Annotated in this window: 14 protein-coding genes; 5 read left to right on the top strand and 9 right to left on the bottom strand. The window is 65.2% G+C overall.

Annotation, left to right across the window (positions count from 1 at the left end):
* Nucleotides 1-131: 131 nt before the first annotated feature.
* Both VI26_RS07855 and VI26_RS07850 read left to right on the top strand, forming a co-directional pair.
* Complete coding sequence (locus VI26_RS07855) at nucleotides 132-1,760, top strand: methyl-accepting chemotaxis protein (RefSeq protein ID WP_048409185.1); 1,629 nt, start codon at nucleotides 132-134, stop codon at nucleotides 1,758-1,760.
* A 106-nt stretch (nucleotides 1,761-1,866) separates the two neighbouring features.
* Nucleotides 1,867-2,802 carry a hypothetical protein gene (locus VI26_RS07850; RefSeq protein WP_048409184.1) on the top strand — a complete coding sequence of 312 codons (936 nt, stop codon included), beginning with the start codon at nucleotides 1,867-1,869 and terminating at the stop codon, nucleotides 2,800-2,802.
* A gap of 26 nt (nucleotides 2,803-2,828) precedes the next feature.
* Here VI26_RS07850 and VI26_RS07845 read toward each other — a convergent pair whose 3' ends face one another.
* Complete coding sequence (locus tag VI26_RS07845) at nucleotides 2,829-3,227, bottom strand: hypothetical protein (RefSeq protein ID WP_048409183.1); 399 nt, start codon at nucleotides 3,225-3,227, stop codon at nucleotides 2,829-2,831.
* Nucleotides 3,224-4,609 carry an MFS transporter gene (locus VI26_RS07840; protein ID WP_048409182.1) on the bottom strand — a complete coding sequence of 462 codons (1,386 nt, stop codon included), beginning with the start codon at nucleotides 4,607-4,609 and terminating at the stop codon, nucleotides 3,224-3,226. The genes VI26_RS07845 and VI26_RS07840 overlap by 4 nt, the downstream gene beginning before the upstream one ends.
* 109 nt (nucleotides 4,610-4,718) lie before the next feature.
* Between VI26_RS07840 and VI26_RS07835 the strand changes: the two genes are divergently transcribed.
* On the top strand, nucleotides 4,719-5,621 hold the full coding sequence (locus VI26_RS07835; protein ID WP_048409231.1) for a LysR family transcriptional regulator: 903 nt from the start codon (nucleotides 4,719-4,721) through the stop codon (nucleotides 5,619-5,621).
* Between the two features lie 130 nt (nucleotides 5,622-5,751).
* Nucleotides 5,752-5,997, top strand: coding sequence for a hypothetical protein (locus tag VI26_RS07830; RefSeq protein ID WP_048409181.1), 246 nt, complete (start codon nucleotides 5,752-5,754; stop codon nucleotides 5,995-5,997).
* Nucleotides 5,998-6,077: 80 nt separating this feature from the next.
* On the opposite strand, the gene frdD is transcribed toward VI26_RS07830, so the two are convergent.
* From frdD to VI26_RS07805, 5 genes are read right to left on the bottom strand one after another with little or no spacing between them, the layout of a single operon-like run.
* Nucleotides 6,078-6,431 (bottom strand): fumarate reductase subunit FrdD, encoded by a 354-nt coding sequence (gene frdD / locus VI26_RS07825; RefSeq protein WP_048409180.1) that lies wholly within the window; start codon nucleotides 6,429-6,431, stop codon nucleotides 6,078-6,080.
* Nucleotides 6,432-6,439: 8 nt separating this feature from the next.
* Nucleotides 6,440-6,838, bottom strand: a complete 399-nt coding sequence (locus VI26_RS07820; protein ID WP_048409179.1) for a fumarate reductase — start codon at nucleotides 6,836-6,838, stop codon at nucleotides 6,440-6,442.
* Nucleotides 6,835-7,596, bottom strand: a complete 762-nt coding sequence (locus VI26_RS07815) for a succinate dehydrogenase/fumarate reductase iron-sulfur subunit (RefSeq protein ID WP_369799198.1) — start codon at nucleotides 7,594-7,596, stop codon at nucleotides 6,835-6,837. Before VI26_RS07815 ends, VI26_RS07820 begins: the two co-directional genes overlap by 4 nt.
* On the bottom strand, nucleotides 7,593-9,377 hold the full coding sequence (frdA, locus tag VI26_RS07810; protein ID WP_048409178.1) for a fumarate reductase (quinol) flavoprotein subunit: 1,785 nt from the start codon (nucleotides 9,375-9,377) through the stop codon (nucleotides 7,593-7,595). Before frdA ends, VI26_RS07815 begins: the two co-directional genes overlap by 4 nt.
* 13 nt (nucleotides 9,378-9,390) lie before the next feature.
* Complete coding sequence (locus tag VI26_RS07805) at nucleotides 9,391-10,716, bottom strand: anaerobic C4-dicarboxylate transporter (protein ID WP_048409177.1); 1,326 nt, start codon at nucleotides 10,714-10,716, stop codon at nucleotides 9,391-9,393.
* 295 nt (nucleotides 10,717-11,011) lie between these two features.
* Here VI26_RS07805 and VI26_RS07800 point away from each other — a divergent pair, with 295 nt between their 5' ends.
* Nucleotides 11,012-12,475 (top strand): hypothetical protein, encoded by a 1,464-nt coding sequence (locus VI26_RS07800; RefSeq protein WP_048409176.1) that lies wholly within the window; start codon nucleotides 11,012-11,014, stop codon nucleotides 12,473-12,475.
* A gap of 74 nt (nucleotides 12,476-12,549) precedes the next feature.
* On the opposite strand, the gene VI26_RS07795 is transcribed toward VI26_RS07800, so the two are convergent.
* Entirely contained in the window at nucleotides 12,550-13,866 is a 1,317-nt protein-coding gene (locus tag VI26_RS07795; protein ID WP_231580974.1) for a PAS domain-containing methyl-accepting chemotaxis protein, read from the bottom strand.
* Between the two features lie 217 nt (nucleotides 13,867-14,083).
* Complete coding sequence (locus tag VI26_RS07790; protein WP_048409174.1) at nucleotides 14,084-14,644, bottom strand: GNAT family N-acetyltransferase; 561 nt, start codon at nucleotides 14,642-14,644, stop codon at nucleotides 14,084-14,086.
* Nucleotides 14,645-14,815 lie beyond the last annotated feature (171 nt).

Genomic DNA, 14,815 nt, shown 5'->3' with positions numbered 1-14,815 from the left:
CAAAAAATTGAAGTGCTTGATTAAGCATGGTTTGATCTAGCCCAATCCGGCAACTATGTTTCAGCAAGAGGCCGCCGCTCTGGCAGGCGCGCCGCTGCACAATAGACACAATCTGTTCGGGGGAGCGCTCCATGCTGCACCAGTTGACCGTCAAGCAAAAACTCTTGGCCGGCTTTGGCCTGCTGATTCTGTTGATCGCCATCATCGTGGCGGTGGCGATGATGAAGTTGAACACCATAGATTCCAAGATCCGCGATGTGACCGAGGACCGTTATCCCAAGATCGTGTTGGCCAACAAGATCAGCGTCACCACGCTGGACATCGGCCGCTACATCCGCAATGCCATCATCGTGCAGACGCCGGAGGAGACCGAGACCAATCTCAAGAAGGTGGAGGATTTGCGCGCCGCCAACGCGGTCAATATGGATCAGATGGAAAAGCTGCTGTCCACGCCCAAGGGGAAGGAGCTGTTCGACAAGCTCAAGACGGCCAGCTCCAATCTGGGCGCTCAGTTTGAACCCTTGTACGCCTTGGCGCGCGCCAACAAGAACGAGGAAGCCAAAACCTTTCTGATGAAGACTTTCGCGCCGGCCAATAATAATTTCATCAAGTCGCTGAAGGAGATGTCGGACTTCCAGGAAGACTTGATGCAAAAATCGATTGCGGACAGCAAGACCGCTCAGAGCGAAGCGGTGACGGTGTTGATCACCGTGGCGGTGATCGCCCTGCTTGTGGCGGTGGCGGTGGCGATGTTCATCGCCAATCTGGTGACGGTGCCGCTGAAAAAATCCGCGCAGTTGGTGCGTAATATCAAGCAGGGCGATTTGTCCGGCCATGATGAGCCGATTCCGGAGGCGCGCGACGAGGCCATCGCCATGGCCAAGGATATTCAGGAAATGCGCCAGGGCCTGCGCGAGGTGGTGGCCAATATCCAGAAAAACGCCAACGAGGTGTCGGACTCCGCCCATGAGCTGGCCAGCATGTCCGAGCAGGTGGCCCATGGCGCGCAGCGCCAGTCCGAGGCCACTTCCGAGGCCGCCGCCACCATCGAAGAGCTGACGGTGAGCATCAACCATGTGGCGGACAATTCCAACGAGGCGTCGCGCCAGGCGGCAATGGCCGGCGATCTGGCCAGCCGCGGCGGCCATGCGGTGAAGGCTTCGGTGGGAAATATCGAATCGGTGTCCACCTCGGTGGCGGCCACTTCGGATCAAATGAAGGGCCTGACCCAGGAAGTGCAGAAGATAGGCAATATCGTCACGGTGATCCGCGACGTGGCGGACCAGACCAATCTGCTGGCCTTGAACGCGGCGATCGAGGCGGCGCGCGCCGGCGAAATGGGCCGCGGCTTCGCGGTGGTGGCGGATGAGGTGCGCAAGCTGGCGGAGCGCACCACCAGTTCCGCCCAGGAAATCACCCAGATGATTGGTTCAATCCAGGGCAGCGCTAACCGGGTGGTGGGCAGCATGGAGCAGAGCTTGACCAGCGTGGGCACGGTGTCCGACGGCGCCGGCCAGGCCACGGATTCCATGCAGGAGATCGAAGGCAGCACCCACTCCATCGTGCAGTCCATCGGCAATATCACCAGCGCGTTGAGCGAGCAGCGCACCGCCAGCCTGAACCTGGCGCAGAGCATGGAGCGGGTGTCGCAGATGGCGGAGGAAAACAGCGCCACGGTGGAAGAGCTGGCCACCACCTCCAGCCAGCTCAACGCGCTGGCGCAGAATCTGCAGGGCGTAACCGCGCGCTTCCGCTTGTAATCGCCTCCGCAAGGATGCCGGCCGCCGTCAGGCGGCTTTTTCGCGTCGGCTACTCGCACCGGCGGCTTTGGTGCAGAATGCCGGTTTCCCTCTCTCACCGCCGGCCATGACCTACCCGCGCGCGCTGTCGCTATTGTCCATCCTGTTGCTGTTGCCGCAGACCTGCCTGGCCGATATGGCCGGGCTGGGCTTGTTCCTCATCAATCTGCTGCTGATAGGCGCGGCGGTGTGGCTGCTGCTGAGCGGCCTGCTGTTTTACGCGCTGCGCCGGCGCAAACCCCGCGCCCGCTTCGGGCTGAGCTTATTGTTCTTGCTGGCGCCTTTGCTGTGGCTGGGTTTGCAGCTGGCGGCCGGCTTCTTCATCGAGCGGCTGAACCCCGTCGGCGGAGAAACCGCCGATAGCCCGGTGACGCTGGCCGGGGTGTCCTTCCCCGCGGGCAGCCATATCGTTTACGAGCAAGACAATGGAAGCCGCCAGCCGGTCAAGGCGGAAAGCAGCGCGCCGCTGGCGCTGGGGCCGCTGAGCATCGTCAGCCTGAAGCAGGAACCTGGCTCACGAATGCTGGAAGCCGGCTTGAGCGGCGGTCAGGAGATAGAAGGCTGGCCCTGCGCTTCCGCCGAGGTGATGCCGACCACGCTGGAGCCGACCCCGCAGGGGCCACGGCTGCAAGGCTGCTGGCTGGGCAGGCCGCGCGAACTAGGCGCGGTGCGCTGGCCGCCCGGCAGTGTGCTGAGCCGGGATGGCCAGGGTAATTGGTCCTTGTTCTGGCAAGCGGATCAGGCGGGTGAGGCCTTCGGCCTGCCAGTGGACAATATGACCGCCAGCTACAGCCCGCGGCTGAGCCTGCTCGGCTGGGAGGGCTCGGTGTACGGCATTGAGTTCACGCTGGGCGATTACCGCTTTTCCGGGCTGCAAAGCTCCGTCAAAGCCAAATGGCAAAGCGATGGCAGCCTGCGGCTGAGCGGCGACATCCACCGCCGCGGCCAGCCGGTGTCTTGCGTGATCTGGCGGCCGGAGCACAGCCAGGCGCGCGCCTGCTGACGCGCCCTGCTCCGGCCACATTCCGCTCAAGCGGAGCAAAAAGTCTCCTGCAAATGCCGCCAGCGCAGCGCGCCGGCCGCGTCGCGCTCAAACACCACGGTGGCCAGCCGCAGATTGCTCGGTTGGCCGCCCAGGTATTGCGCTTCACGATACGCCACCGTCGCGCCGCCGGCGTGCTGGTCCAGCAGCGTCAGTTGATCCACCACAATCTCCAAACCCGGCTTGCCGCCGCCGGCCTTGGCGAACAGCCGCCGCACGGCGTCCAGGTCCAGCTGCGCGCCGCTGGGCACCACCATGGTGAAGCGCGGCGAGAAGCGCGCCATCAGTTCTTCCAGCACGGCGGCGTCCGCCGGGCTGGAAAACCATTGCTGGATGGCGATATGCGCGGATATCACTTCGTCGAAATAAGGCTTGTTGTCAGTCATGAGCTTCTCTGTGAGGGGCTGGGCCGCAGCAGGGCCAGCACCGTTGGGGTGTGGATGCGCAGCACCGATAAGGCCGGCACCAGGGTCAGGCCGGCGGCGATGAAGAAACAGGCTTGATAGGCCTCGGCGGACGCGGACACGCCGCCGCCCAGGATGTTGAGCAGCATGCTGAGCGCGGCCACGCCCAGGCCAAAACTGAATTGGCGGTTGATATTCCACAACGCGCTGGCCTGCCGCAGCTCGGTCTCGGCCACGTCCAGGAAGGCCGCGCTTTGCGCGGTGCTGCTGCACAGGCTGCCGCCAAAGCCCATCAAGCCGTAAACGGCCATCAGCGCATCATAGCGGCTAACGCCCAAGGCCAGCAGCAGGATGCCGGCGCTCTGCGCCGCCATGCCCAGCAAGAACAGGGCTTTGGGGCCGTGGCGATTGAAGCCGCGCCGAGTCAGGCCTATGGCCAGCGCGGAAGCCAGCGCCCAGGGCAGCATCAAGGCCCCGGTCCGCGCCGCGCCGAGGCCGAGCACATCCTGCAGATACAGCATCGCCGCCAGGCTGACGCCCATGAACACGCCGGGCACAAACAGATAAACCAGCATGGCGGCTCGCAGCAAGCGCCCGCGCAGCAGCGTCAGTTGCAGCACCGGCTCGGCCTTGCCGGCGGCGCCGCGCGCATAGGCCGCCAGGGCTAGCGCCGCCACCGCCAGCGCGGCCAGGCCGCGCGGCCAATGCCCGCGCTCGCCCAGCCAGCCCAGGGCCAGCAGCAGCGCGCTCATGCCAAGCGCCACCAGGATCAGGCCGGAGCCGTCCAGCGCGCCAGGCCGCGCCGCCGCGTCCTCGCGCGGCAGCCAGGCCGCCGCCAGCAGCAAGGTCAGCAGCGCCAGCGGTAGGCTGGCCAGCAACACCCAGCGCCAGGACAGCGCATCCACCAGCACGCCGCCCAATGCCGGCGACAACGCCGGCACGATCAAGGCCACGCCCATGATCCAGGCGGTAAGCCGCGCGCGCTGCGCCGGCGGGTAGTGCCGGTAGACCATGGCCTGGCCGATGGGGATCAGCAGGCCGCCGCCCAGGCCCTGCAAGGCGCGCCAGGCGATCAGCGTTTCGATGGATGGAGCCGTGCCCGCCAACGCGGCGCCGGCGAGAAACAGCGCCAGCGATCCCAGCAGCACCCGCCGCTCGCCGTAAGCGCCGGCCAGCCAGACGCTGAGCGGAATCACCAGGGTCAGCCCCAGCATATAGGCGTTGCCCACCCAGGCCAGTTGCGTCAGCGAGGCGCCCAGGTCGTGGCCGATGTCGGGATAGGCGACGCTGACGATGAACATATTGATCAGGTCCAGCGCAAAGCCCAACAGGTACACCAGGGTCAGTTTCAAACGGAGCGGCATCGGCGCTCTCCACGGTAAAGCGGCCGAGTATAGTCAGCGCCTGACGATGGAAAAACCGCGTAGCCACGGCTAAACTGTCAAACCATTTTTGACAATGACGGGCAATGCCATGGTCAGTCTGGATCGCTTTGAAACCTTCAAGGCCGTGGTGGACGCCGGCTCCTTCACCGCCGCCGCCGCCGCGCTGGGCCAAACCCGCGCCGTGGTCAGCTTCAATATCAAGCGCCTGGAGCAGGAAATCGGCGTCGCGCTGTTGATCCGCAATACCCGCAGCCTGGCGCTGACCGACGCCGGCGCGCGCTTCTATCAGCGCTGCGCCGACATGCTGGAGCAAGCGCGGCTGGCAATAGACGACGCCCGCACCGAACACGGGGAGTTGAGCGGCGCGCTGCGCGTCACCGCCACGCTGGAATACGGCCTGGCCAGGATAGCCCCGGCGATCGAGCGCTTCGCCCTGCGCCACCCGGCGCTGCAACTGCAGTTGTCCACCTCCTCGCTGCACGCCGATCTGATCGCCGAACGCTTCGACGTCGCCATTCGCCTGGGCCGCCTGCCGGAAACCGATCTGCACGCGGTGCCGCTGGCCCAGTTCGATATTTTCCCGGTGGCGGCGCCGGCCCTGCTGGCGCAGCGGCCGGACGGGGACATCCGCGACCTGGCCGCGCTGAGCCGGCTGCCCTGGCTGGGACACAGCCGGCTCAAGCACGCCCAGCCCTGGCTGGTGGATACGCCGGACGGCGGCCAAGAAGCCTGGCGCCAGCATGGCCAGCCGCGGCTGAGCTCGGACAGCGCGTCCATTCTGCGCGCCTATGCGCTGGCCGGCCTAGGCGTGGCCCTGCTGCCGGACTGGCTGGTCAAGGCCGATCTGCAAGCCGGCCGGCTTTGCCGGCTGCTGCCCGATCACGGCTTCCCGCAGCAAGGCATCCACGCGCTCTACCCGCGCACCCGCCATGTGTCGGCCAAGGTGCGCGCCTTCATCGATTTTTTGCGCGAGCGCGAGACGGCGGGCTAGCGGGCACCCGCGATTATCCCGGTCATTGCCAGCGGCGCGGACGCCGCGTCCACGCAGGCCTGCGCTGAACGGTGGGCAAAGCCGCGGTCTTGATGCAAAATGTGCGATTCACCCCCAATAAGCCACTCAAATGTCCTATCTCCGCGCCGCCTCGCTCCTGCCCGCCCTCTTGCTCTTGTCCGAATGCTGTCTGGCCGATATGGGCAGCATGGGCGCCTTCATGGTCAATCTGGCGCTGTTTGGCATCGTAGGCTGGCTGGCGCTGACTTGCTTGGTGTTCTGGAAGCTGCGCCGGCGCACGGCCGGAGCCCAGTTCGGCTTCACTCTATTGTTTCTGCTGCTTCCCCTTTTGTGGGTGGTGAGCATGGGGCGCTGATCCGCCTGCTACGGGCAAAGAAAGGACGGCGCCGCAAAGCGCCGTCCTAGCCTATCGTTTCACTCCCGGCCACAAGCCGTTCAGAACCCCACCGCCAGCAACAGCCCCGCCGCCGCCAGCGTACCCAGCGCCGCCACCCCATAGGTGCAGGCCTTGGCCAGCGGCCCGCCGTGGATGCCGACATCGTGCAGGCTGTGGTAGATGCGGTGCGCCGCGTGCCACAGCAGCAGGGCGATCAGGCCGAACAGCAGCGCCTTGCCGATCAGGCTTTGCGCCAGCGCCTGCAGCGTGGCGTAATCGGCGGCGCCGTCCGGCAACCAGCCCAGCGGCGCGGCGATGCCGGTGATGAACACCAGCATCGGCCCGAACAGGGCGGCCAGCATGCCGCCGGCGCCGAACAAGCCCCAGAAAATGGGCGCGTGAGAACGTTTCAATCCCGGTTTCATGCCGTCATCCCCCATACCAGCATCAAGAGCGCGGCGCTGCACACCACGGCGGCGGCCAGGCCGCCGGCGGTGATGGCCAAGGCGGACACTCGCCGTCCGGCCAGGGTCAGCGGCGGCAGCGTGCGCGGCATGATCTTGAACCAGGTGTAGCTGTGGTAGGCGATCATCGCCAGCGCCGCCGCGTGCAGCAGCAAGGCCGGCGCGCTTTGCAGCGCGGAGATGTAGCCGCTCCAGGCCGCCTCGCCCTGGCTCAGCCGCCACAACCCGCACAGCAGGGTCAGCGCGTAGCCGGCGACGAACAGCGCCGTGCCTTCGTGGATCATGTACTCGATGAAGTAAGGATTCTTGCGCCACCAGCCTTCCATTGGCCGGACATACGGTTTGCGCTTGCTCATTTGCACTTCCCCTTGGGCCGGGCGAAGCGCAGGAAGTAATCCCTGGCCACCGCCGTCTTGTTGAGGTTGACCGCATTGGCCGGGTCCACCACCTTGGGGCAGACCTCGGAGCAATAACCCACCGCGGTGCAGTTGAACACGCCTTCCTGCGTGGCCAGCAGTTCCATCCGCTCTTCGGCCGCGCCGTCGCGGCTGTCCATGTTGTAGCGGTGCAGCAGCGCGATGGCGCCCGGCCCCAGGAACTTGTCGTCCAAGCCGTACTGCGGGCAGGCGGCATAGCACAGCAGGCAGTTGATGCAGCTGCTGAACTGGGCGTACCAGTCCATCTGCGCCGGGGTTTGCAGGTATTCGCCGTCGGACAGCGGCTTGTCTTCCTTGGGCACGATATAGGGCTGGATGCTTTCCAGCTTGGCGATGAAGTCGTCCAGCACCACCACCAGATCTCGTTCTATCGGGAAGTGGTTCAGCGCCTCGATGCGCACCACGCCGGGGTAGTCGCGCAGAAAGGTCTTGCAGGCCAGCTTGGGCACGCCGTCCACCATCATGCCGCAGCTGCCGCAAATCGCCTGGCGACAGGACCAGCGGAAGGCCAGGCCGCCGTCCAGGTAGTCGCGGATGTATTGCAGCGCCTGCAGCACCGACATGTCGTCGCGGTACGGCACTTCAAAGTGTTGCAGCCACGGCTCGCTGTCTTGCTCCGGCCGGTAGCGCATCACCGCTATGGTCTTGGTCTGTTCCGTCATAGTCTGTTCGCTCATGCCTTGCCCTCCTTGGCCGCGGCTTCCGCCGCCAGGCCGGCGGCGCCGTAGGCGCGCACCGCCGGCTGCGATTTGGTGATCTTCACCGCGCCGTAGTCTATGCGCGGCGCGTCCGCGCCCTGGTAGACGGCGAGGCTGTGCTTGAGGAAGTTGACGTCGTCGCGCTGCTCGCAGCCGTCCAGCCGCTGGTGGGCGCCGCGCGATTCGCGGCGTTGCAGCGCGGAATGCGCCATCGCCTCGGCCACATCCAGCTGGTAGCCCAGCTCGATGGCCAGCAGCCAGTCGCTGTTCCAGACGCTGGATTTGTCTTCCACGTGCACATTGCGGAAGCGCTGTTTCAGTTCCGCCAGCTTGTCGCAAGTGGCCTGCATCGAGGCTTCCAAGCGGTAGATGCCGCAGCCGGCTTCCATGGTTTCCGCCATTTCGCGACGCAGTTCGGCGATGCGTTCGCCGCCTTCGCGCGCGCGCAGCGCGTGCAGGCGCGCCTCGGCGGCCTCGGCCTGCTGTTTCAAGGCCTCGCGCCGCGCCGGACGGCGCGATCGCGCGCAGCGGGCGGCTTCTTCGCCGGCCACCTTGCCGAACACCGACAGTTCCGCCAGCGAGTTGGAGCCCAGGCGGTTGGCGCCGTGGATGCCGACGCTGGAGCATTCGCCGGCGGCGAACAGGCCGGGCATGGGCGCGGCGCAGCGGCCGTCCACCAGGATGCCACCCATGGTGTAGTGCACCGCCGGCCGCACCGGAATCGGCGCCTTGGCCGGGTCTATGCCCAGGAATTCCTCGGCCAGCTCGCAGATTTGCGGCAGCCGTTCGCGCAGCTTGGCGTGGCCCAGGTGGCGCAGGTCCAGATATACCGCGGAGCCCCACGGGCCTTCCACGGTGCGGCCCTGCTGCTGCTCGTACCAGAAGGCCTGGCTCAGGCGGTCGCGCGGGCCCAGCTCCATGAATTTATTGCGCGGCTTGTCCTCGGCCGGGCCCAGGCCGTAGTCCTGCAGATAGCGGTAGCCGTCCTTGTTGACCAACAGGCCGCCTTCGCCGCGGCAGGCCTCGGTGAACAACAGGCCGGTGCCGGGCATGCAGGTGGGGTGGTATTGCACGAATTCCATATCGCGCAGTGGCACACCGTGGCGGTAGGCCAGCGCCATGCCGTCGCCGGTGACGATGCCGCCGTTGGTGTTCTCGCGGAACACGCGGCCGGCGCCGCCGGTGGCCATCACCACCGCGCCGGCCTCGATCAACAAGCTGTCGCCGCTGGCGATGTCTATCGCCAGCACACCGCGCGCCTCGCCGTCTTCCACGATCAGGTCGGCGCAGAAGTATTCGTCGAAACGGCGAATGGACGGGAAGCGGATCGAGGTCTGGAACAGGGTGTGCAGCATGTGGAAGCCGGTCTTGTCGGCGGCGAACCAGGTGCGCTCTATCTTCATGCCGCCAAAGGCGCGCACATTGACGCTGCCGTCCTCCTTGCGGCTCCACGGGCAGCCCCAGTGTTCCAGCTGCACCATTTCCTCCGGGCACTGGCTAACGAAGTATTCCACCACGTCCTGCTCGCACAGCCAGTCGCCGCCGGACACGGTGTCGTTGAAATGGGCGTCGAAGCTGTCATGCGCCTGCTTGACCCCGGCGGAGCCGCCCTCGGCCGCCACGGTGTGGCTGCGCATCGGGTAGACCTTGGACACCAGCGCGATGCGCAAGGCAGGGTCCGCCTGGGCGGCGGCGATGGCGGCGCGCAAGCCCGCGCCCCCCGCTCCCACGATCACGATGTCTGCTTGGTAAGTTTCCACAAGCTTTCCTCACTTAGAAGTACAAATGCGTCAATCCGTACGCCGCCAGCGTGGACACCCCCACCCCTATCAGCCCCGGCATCATGAAGCTGTGGTTGAGCAGGTATTTGCCGATGCGGGTGGTGCCGCTGCGGTCCATATTGATGGCCGCCAGGTCGCTGGGATAAAAGGCGAAGAAGAAATAGGCGTAGCAGGAGGGCATGATGGCCAGCAGCTGATGCGGGCTCAGGCCCAGCGCCAGACCGAAGGGCACCATGATGGTGAGCGTGGCGGCCTGGCTCTTGACGAAGGCGGATACGGCGAACATCGCTAGCGCGAAGGTCCACGGCGCGTAGGCCACCATGGCCTTGATATTGGCCACCAGCAGCGGCTCGTTGGCCTTGACGAAGGTATCGCTCATCCAGGCGATGCCGAAGATGGACACCACGGCGATCATGCCGGCGGTGAACACCTCGGAACGGGCGATCACCGCCGCCTTGGCGTTGGAACGGAACAGGATGAAGGCGCCGAAGGCCAGCATCACGAACTGCACCACCGTGGTCATCGGCACCGGCTTGCCCTGGCTGACCGGCAGCCATTGCGGAAACAAGGCCAGCAGCACGATGACGAGGATGCCGGAGAAGAACAGCGCCACCGATTGCCGCGCCGCCGCCGGCAGGGTCTTGTCCAGGGTGGTGACGGACTTTTCCACCGAGGCGCGGAAGTCCGGGTCTTGCATCCGGGCCAGGAATTCCGGATCGCGGTCCAGTTCCACGCCGCGGCGCAGGCTCCAGCTGGCGGCGGCCAGCACGCCCAGCAGGCCGGACGGCGCGGTCACCATCAGGATTTGCCACAGGGTCAGCGGCTGGCCGCTGTGGGCGGTCATCGCCAGCAGCGAGGTCACCGCCGCCGCCGCCGGGCTGGCGGTGATGCCCATTTGCGAGGCCACGCTGGCCATGGCCATAGGCCGTTCCGGACGGATGCGGGTTTTCAGCGACACGTCGGCGATCACCGGCAGCAGCGAATACACCGCATGACCGGTGCCCACGCACATGGTGAGCAGGAAGGTGGACAGCGGCGCCAGGAAGGTGATTTGCTGCGGATGGCGGCGCATCAGCCGCTCCGCCTGCTGCACCAGGAAGTCCAGGCCGCCGGCCACTTGCAGCGTGGCCGAGGCGGTGACCACCGCCAGGATGATCAGCATCACGGTGATGGGCGGCTCCGCCGGCGCCACGCGGAACACGAAGCACAGCACCGCCACGCCCAGCCCGCCTATCATGCCCAAGGCCACGCCGCCGCGGCGTATGCCCATCAGTATCGCCGTCAGCAGCAGCGCGAATTGTATCCAGAAAACCCACATGATCTTGTCCCTATTAGCCATTGTTTTCCGCTGTTATAGGGGATTAACAGCATCTGCTAATAGACCTTGATCAAGTCCGGATCACTACGATTTCAAAACAGACCATTGGCATTGAAAAGCGGCTATTTTCAAGCCCTCCAGCCTGCTCCACTGACCTTAATAATGGCTAACCATGATATTCCGTATGGCTATAACTGGGCAGCATGCGGCTTGCGCATGCCGAATTGACGCCAACACCAGGGCAGAGGCCAGCGGCCTCCCCGCCCAGTTGAAGACCCCGTTTGGAGACCTCGTGATGAAACGCCATGAATTGTCCCTGCTCGCCGGCCTGCTGCTGACAGGCTACGCCGCCGCGCAGCCGGTGCCGCTGCCCAATCCCGGCATCCCCGGCTACCAGTTCCCGGAACCGGAATCCACGCTGATGCAGTGGATCAATCAGCCCAGCGCCGCTCATGTCCGCAATATCCACCGCCACGGCTGGGGCTTGTGGGCCGCGCTGACCACGCCCAGCGGCCAGACCGAGTACGGGCTCGCCAACGCGCCGGTCTACCTGACCTGGCTGACGCCGGAAGAGGTGGCCGCCCTGCCCGCGGACGCGGCGGCCAACGCGACGTCGGCCGTGGCGGCGGCTCCGCGCCAGATGCGGCTGCGCGTGCCGCGCCAGTTCATGCGCATTCCCGGCTTCATGGAGAAGCTGCAGGCGCGGCTGGCGGCGCTGAGCCAAAGCCAGGACCAATCCGCCCGCGGCGTGCGCGACACCTCCTCGTTTGAAATGGTGGGCTACGATCCGAGCGCCGCCGCCTTCGCCAGCAAGAACCAGCTGTTTTCCAAGACGGCGCTGACCAAGCTCTACCAGGCCGGCAACGCGTCGATTCCGGCCTTCCCAAGCACCGCCGTCACCGTCAAGCCGGTATACAAGCTGGTCAGCAAGGCCAATATGATTCCGGGCACCTCCTTGTATGTGATGCCGGCCTGGCCCGGTACGCCCAAGCCGACGCCGGCGATGCAAGGCGGCGGCTTTCCGGAGGAGGCCTGGCCCGGCTGCGTCTACATCGACGCCAAGAACCCAGGCCGCTCCACGGCTCAGAGCGTGGATGCTTCCTGTAGCAGCCCCAGCGCCGCCAATACCTTCGGCCTGGGCGACTTCATCCGCATCCCGGTCACCGCCGCCAACGCCGCCCTGTTTTCCAGCCTGGCGCAAAACCAGTTGAAACAGCCGGTGGAGCCCGGCGATACCCTGATCCTGATGGCGATGCACGTCACCTCGCGCGAGATGACGGAATGGACCTGGCAAACCTTCTTCTGGACGCCGGCCCCGGCCAAGCCGCCGCTGCCCAGCTCCGTCGCCGTGGCCCAGGCGCGTCCGGCGCAACTGCCCTGGCCGGCGGCGCATTACGCGATGTCCATCGGCTACCAGATGGTGGCGCCCAACCAGCCGGTGAACGGCGGCAAGAGCGTTGGCTCGCCGGTCACGGTGTACAACCCCTATCTGGAGGCCCGTTTCGACAGCAGCGTCTTCCAGCCCCCGCCGCCGCTGAACGTGGGCATTTACAACCCCAAGACCAAGGCCACTTTCAGGGGCACCCTGGGCATACAGAGCAATTGCATGACCTGCCACTCCGGCGCCTCGGTGAAGATGGACAGCGCGGTCAAGCGGATAGGCTACGCCACCAATTTCTACATCCCGCGCAATGCGCCCATGTTCAAGGGCAATCTGCAAACCGACTTCCTGTGGTCCATCGCGGACGGCGTAGAGTAAGCGGCATGGCCTGAAAGACGAACGCCCATCCTCCTAGCGGGGGATGGGCGCAGGCCGCGGCTTCGAGCCAGTTTTTAAGGCGTTTTCTGCGCCTGCACCGCGGAAAAATGGCTGACCACCTCGCTCAGCTGGGCGGTGCTGCTGCGGATCTGGTCGATGGAGGTGCTGGCCACGCCGGCGTGCTCCTCGCCCATCCTCGCCTTGATCTGCATTTCATGGATGCTCTCGCTGGCGGAGGAGGTGCCGTTGCGGATGTCGTCTATCATGCCGGCTACTTCCTTGGTGGAGGCATTGGTGCGCTCCGCCAGCTTGCGCACTTCGTCGGCCACCACCGCGAAGCCGCGGCCCTGTTCACCGGCGCGCGCCGCTTCTATCGCAGCGTTCAGCGCCAACAGATTGGTCTGGTCGGCGATCTCGTGAATGGTGTTGACGATGGAGGTGATGCGCAGGGTCTTGGCATCCAGGTCCTCGATGATCTTGACCGAGCGCTCGGCGCTGTCGGCGATCAGGCTCATCTCGCCTATGGTGTCCTTGATCACCGCCAGGCCGTCCGACGAGGCCGCGTCGGAGGCGGCGGACAAGCGGTGCGCTTCTTTGACCAGGCCCAGATCGCGCTGCGCCGCTTCTTCTTCCTCGGTGATGTCCAGCGCGAACTTGATCACCTTGTAGACCTCGCCCTCGTCATTGACGATGGGGTTGTAGCTGGCCTCCAGCCAGATGGGCCTGCCCTGCTTGTCGCGGCGCTCGAACTTGCCGGCGATGAAGATGCCCTGGTTCAAACGCTGCCACAGTTCGGCATAAGCCGGGCTGTTGACGAATTCCGGCGCGCAGAAGATGCGATGGTGCTGGCCGATGATTTCCTGCTCGCCATAGCCCACCGTGTTCAGGAAATTGCTGTTGGCGCGCAGCACGATGCCGTCGATGGAGAACTCGATCACCGCCATGGAACGGCTGACCGCCTTCATGGTGTTGCGCGCTTCCAGTTCGGTCTGCACCGACTTGGTCACGTCCAAGGCGAACTTGACCACCGCCACCACTTGGCCGGTTTCGTCGCGCACCGGGTTGTAGCTGGCTTCCAGCCACACGATGTCCCCGTTCTTGGTCACCCGCTTGAAGCGGTCGCTGACGAAATGTCCTTGCTTCAAACGGTTCCAGAATTGGGCGTACTCGGCGCTGCTCACAAAGTCCGCCGGGCAAAACAGGCGATGATGCTGGCCCACCACCTCGCTGGCCCGATAGCCCATCGCCTGCTCGAAATTGGCATTGACCGAACGGACCACGCCGTCCGGCGAAAACTCGATCACCGCCATCGAGCGGTCTATCGCCTGCAGCACGCCCTGCTGCTTATGTAGTTCCGCCACCGTATCCTGCAATTTACGTTTCAACGCCATATTGAACATGCAGCAACCTTTCCACTCGTGTCATCCACTTGCCATCGGCGCGCCCGCCCCCTAATTATTTATGGAGGCCGTCATACCCATGTCAAACCGTGGAAATACCTAGCGCGCGCAAGCAGATACATTCACAACCCGCGCGGGCATGGCCCCAAAAAAGACAAGGCCGCCTTGCGGCGGCCAGTGGCTAGCGGCTTCGAACTCCTCATCTGGTTCAGGATTGCTTGGCATCCGGCGCAGGATCGCTGGCCAAGCGCGAGAACATCAGGAAATCGCCCGGCTTGTCTCCAAGCTGGCGGTAAGCGCGCAGCCGGCCTTCCAACTGAAAGCCGCAGCCGCGCAGCACCTGTTGCGCGCGCGAATTGCCATCCCACACCACCGCTTGCAACCGGAACAGGCCGCAGGGCCCCAAAGCCCAGCCGGTCAGCGCGCGGCACGCTGCTGCGGCCAGGCCGCGTCCGCGGTAGGCCGGCGCCAGGTCAAAGTCCAACTCCGCGCTGCGATTGCGCTGCGAGACCTCCCCCAGGCCTATGGTGCCGGCCAGGCGGCCAAGCTCATCATCGACGATGGCCAGTCGCAACGGCGAGTCGGGCGCCTCGGAACGGCAAACCTGTATCAACGGCGCCAGATCCGCCGCCGAGCGCACTTGCCAGCCCTGATATGCCATCATCTCGGGCGAACGCAGATATTCGTACCAGTCCGGGATGTCCAATACTTCGATTGGCCGCAGGCTAAAACCCTGCTGCCCAAAAAACGGCGGGGTTATCACATTCATCACGAGTACCAGAATCAGGCTGCCGGCTGTGAGTGCCGCGCAGAGTGTCAACGGGTGGAGCCTGTACTCATTCTAGAAGAAAGTCCGTCAATAAAAAGCGAATAAGCGACGCCGCGACGCGGCCGTTGCGGCCTGCGTTCACCGTCATCGCCTTTCAACGCCAACACCCTG

It is taken from the genome of Chromobacterium sp. LK1 (genome assembly GCF_001043555.1).
GTDB classification, from domain to species: Bacteria; Pseudomonadota; Gammaproteobacteria; order Burkholderiales; family Chromobacteriaceae; genus Chromobacterium; species Chromobacterium aquaticum.
The sequence above is the reverse complement of the archived record's forward strand: the minus strand, read 5'-3'. Positions and strand labels throughout refer to the sequence as shown.

Bases quoted from the DNA above. Each gene is read 5' to 3' on its own strand.
- VI26_RS07855 (WP_048409185.1), top strand. From the start codon at position 132: ATGCTGCACCAGTTGACCGTCAAGCAAAAACTCTTGGCCGGCTTTGGC.
- VI26_RS07850 (WP_048409184.1), top strand. From the start codon at position 1,867: ATGACCTACCCGCGCGCGCTGTCGCTATTGTCCATCCTGTTGCTGTTG.
- VI26_RS07845 (WP_048409183.1), bottom strand. From the start codon at position 3,227: ATGACTGACAACAAGCCTTATTTCGACGAAGTGATATCCGCGCATATC.
- VI26_RS07840 (WP_048409182.1), bottom strand. From the start codon at position 4,609: ATGCCGCTCCGTTTGAAACTGACCCTGGTGTACCTGTTGGGCTTTGCG.
- VI26_RS07835 (WP_048409231.1), top strand. From the start codon at position 4,719: ATGGTCAGTCTGGATCGCTTTGAAACCTTCAAGGCCGTGGTGGACGCC.
- VI26_RS07830 (WP_048409181.1), top strand. From the start codon at position 5,752: ATGTCCTATCTCCGCGCCGCCTCGCTCCTGCCCGCCCTCTTGCTCTTG.
- VI26_RS07820 (WP_048409179.1), bottom strand. From the start codon at position 6,838: ATGAGCAAGCGCAAACCGTATGTCCGGCCAATGGAAGGCTGGTGGCGC.
- VI26_RS07815 (WP_369799198.1), bottom strand. From the start codon at position 7,596: ATGAGCGAACAGACTATGACGGAACAGACCAAGACCATAGCGGTGATG.
- VI26_RS07805 (WP_048409177.1), bottom strand. From the start codon at position 10,716: ATGTGGGTTTTCTGGATACAATTCGCGCTGCTGCTGACGGCGATACTG.
- VI26_RS07800 (WP_048409176.1), top strand. From the start codon at position 11,012: ATGAAACGCCATGAATTGTCCCTGCTCGCCGGCCTGCTGCTGACAGGC.
- VI26_RS07795 (WP_231580974.1), bottom strand. From the start codon at position 13,866: ATGGCGTTGAAACGTAAATTGCAGGATACGGTGGCGGAACTACATAAG.
- VI26_RS07790 (WP_048409174.1), bottom strand. From the start codon at position 14,644: ATGAATGTGATAACCCCGCCGTTTTTTGGGCAGCAGGGTTTTAGCCTG.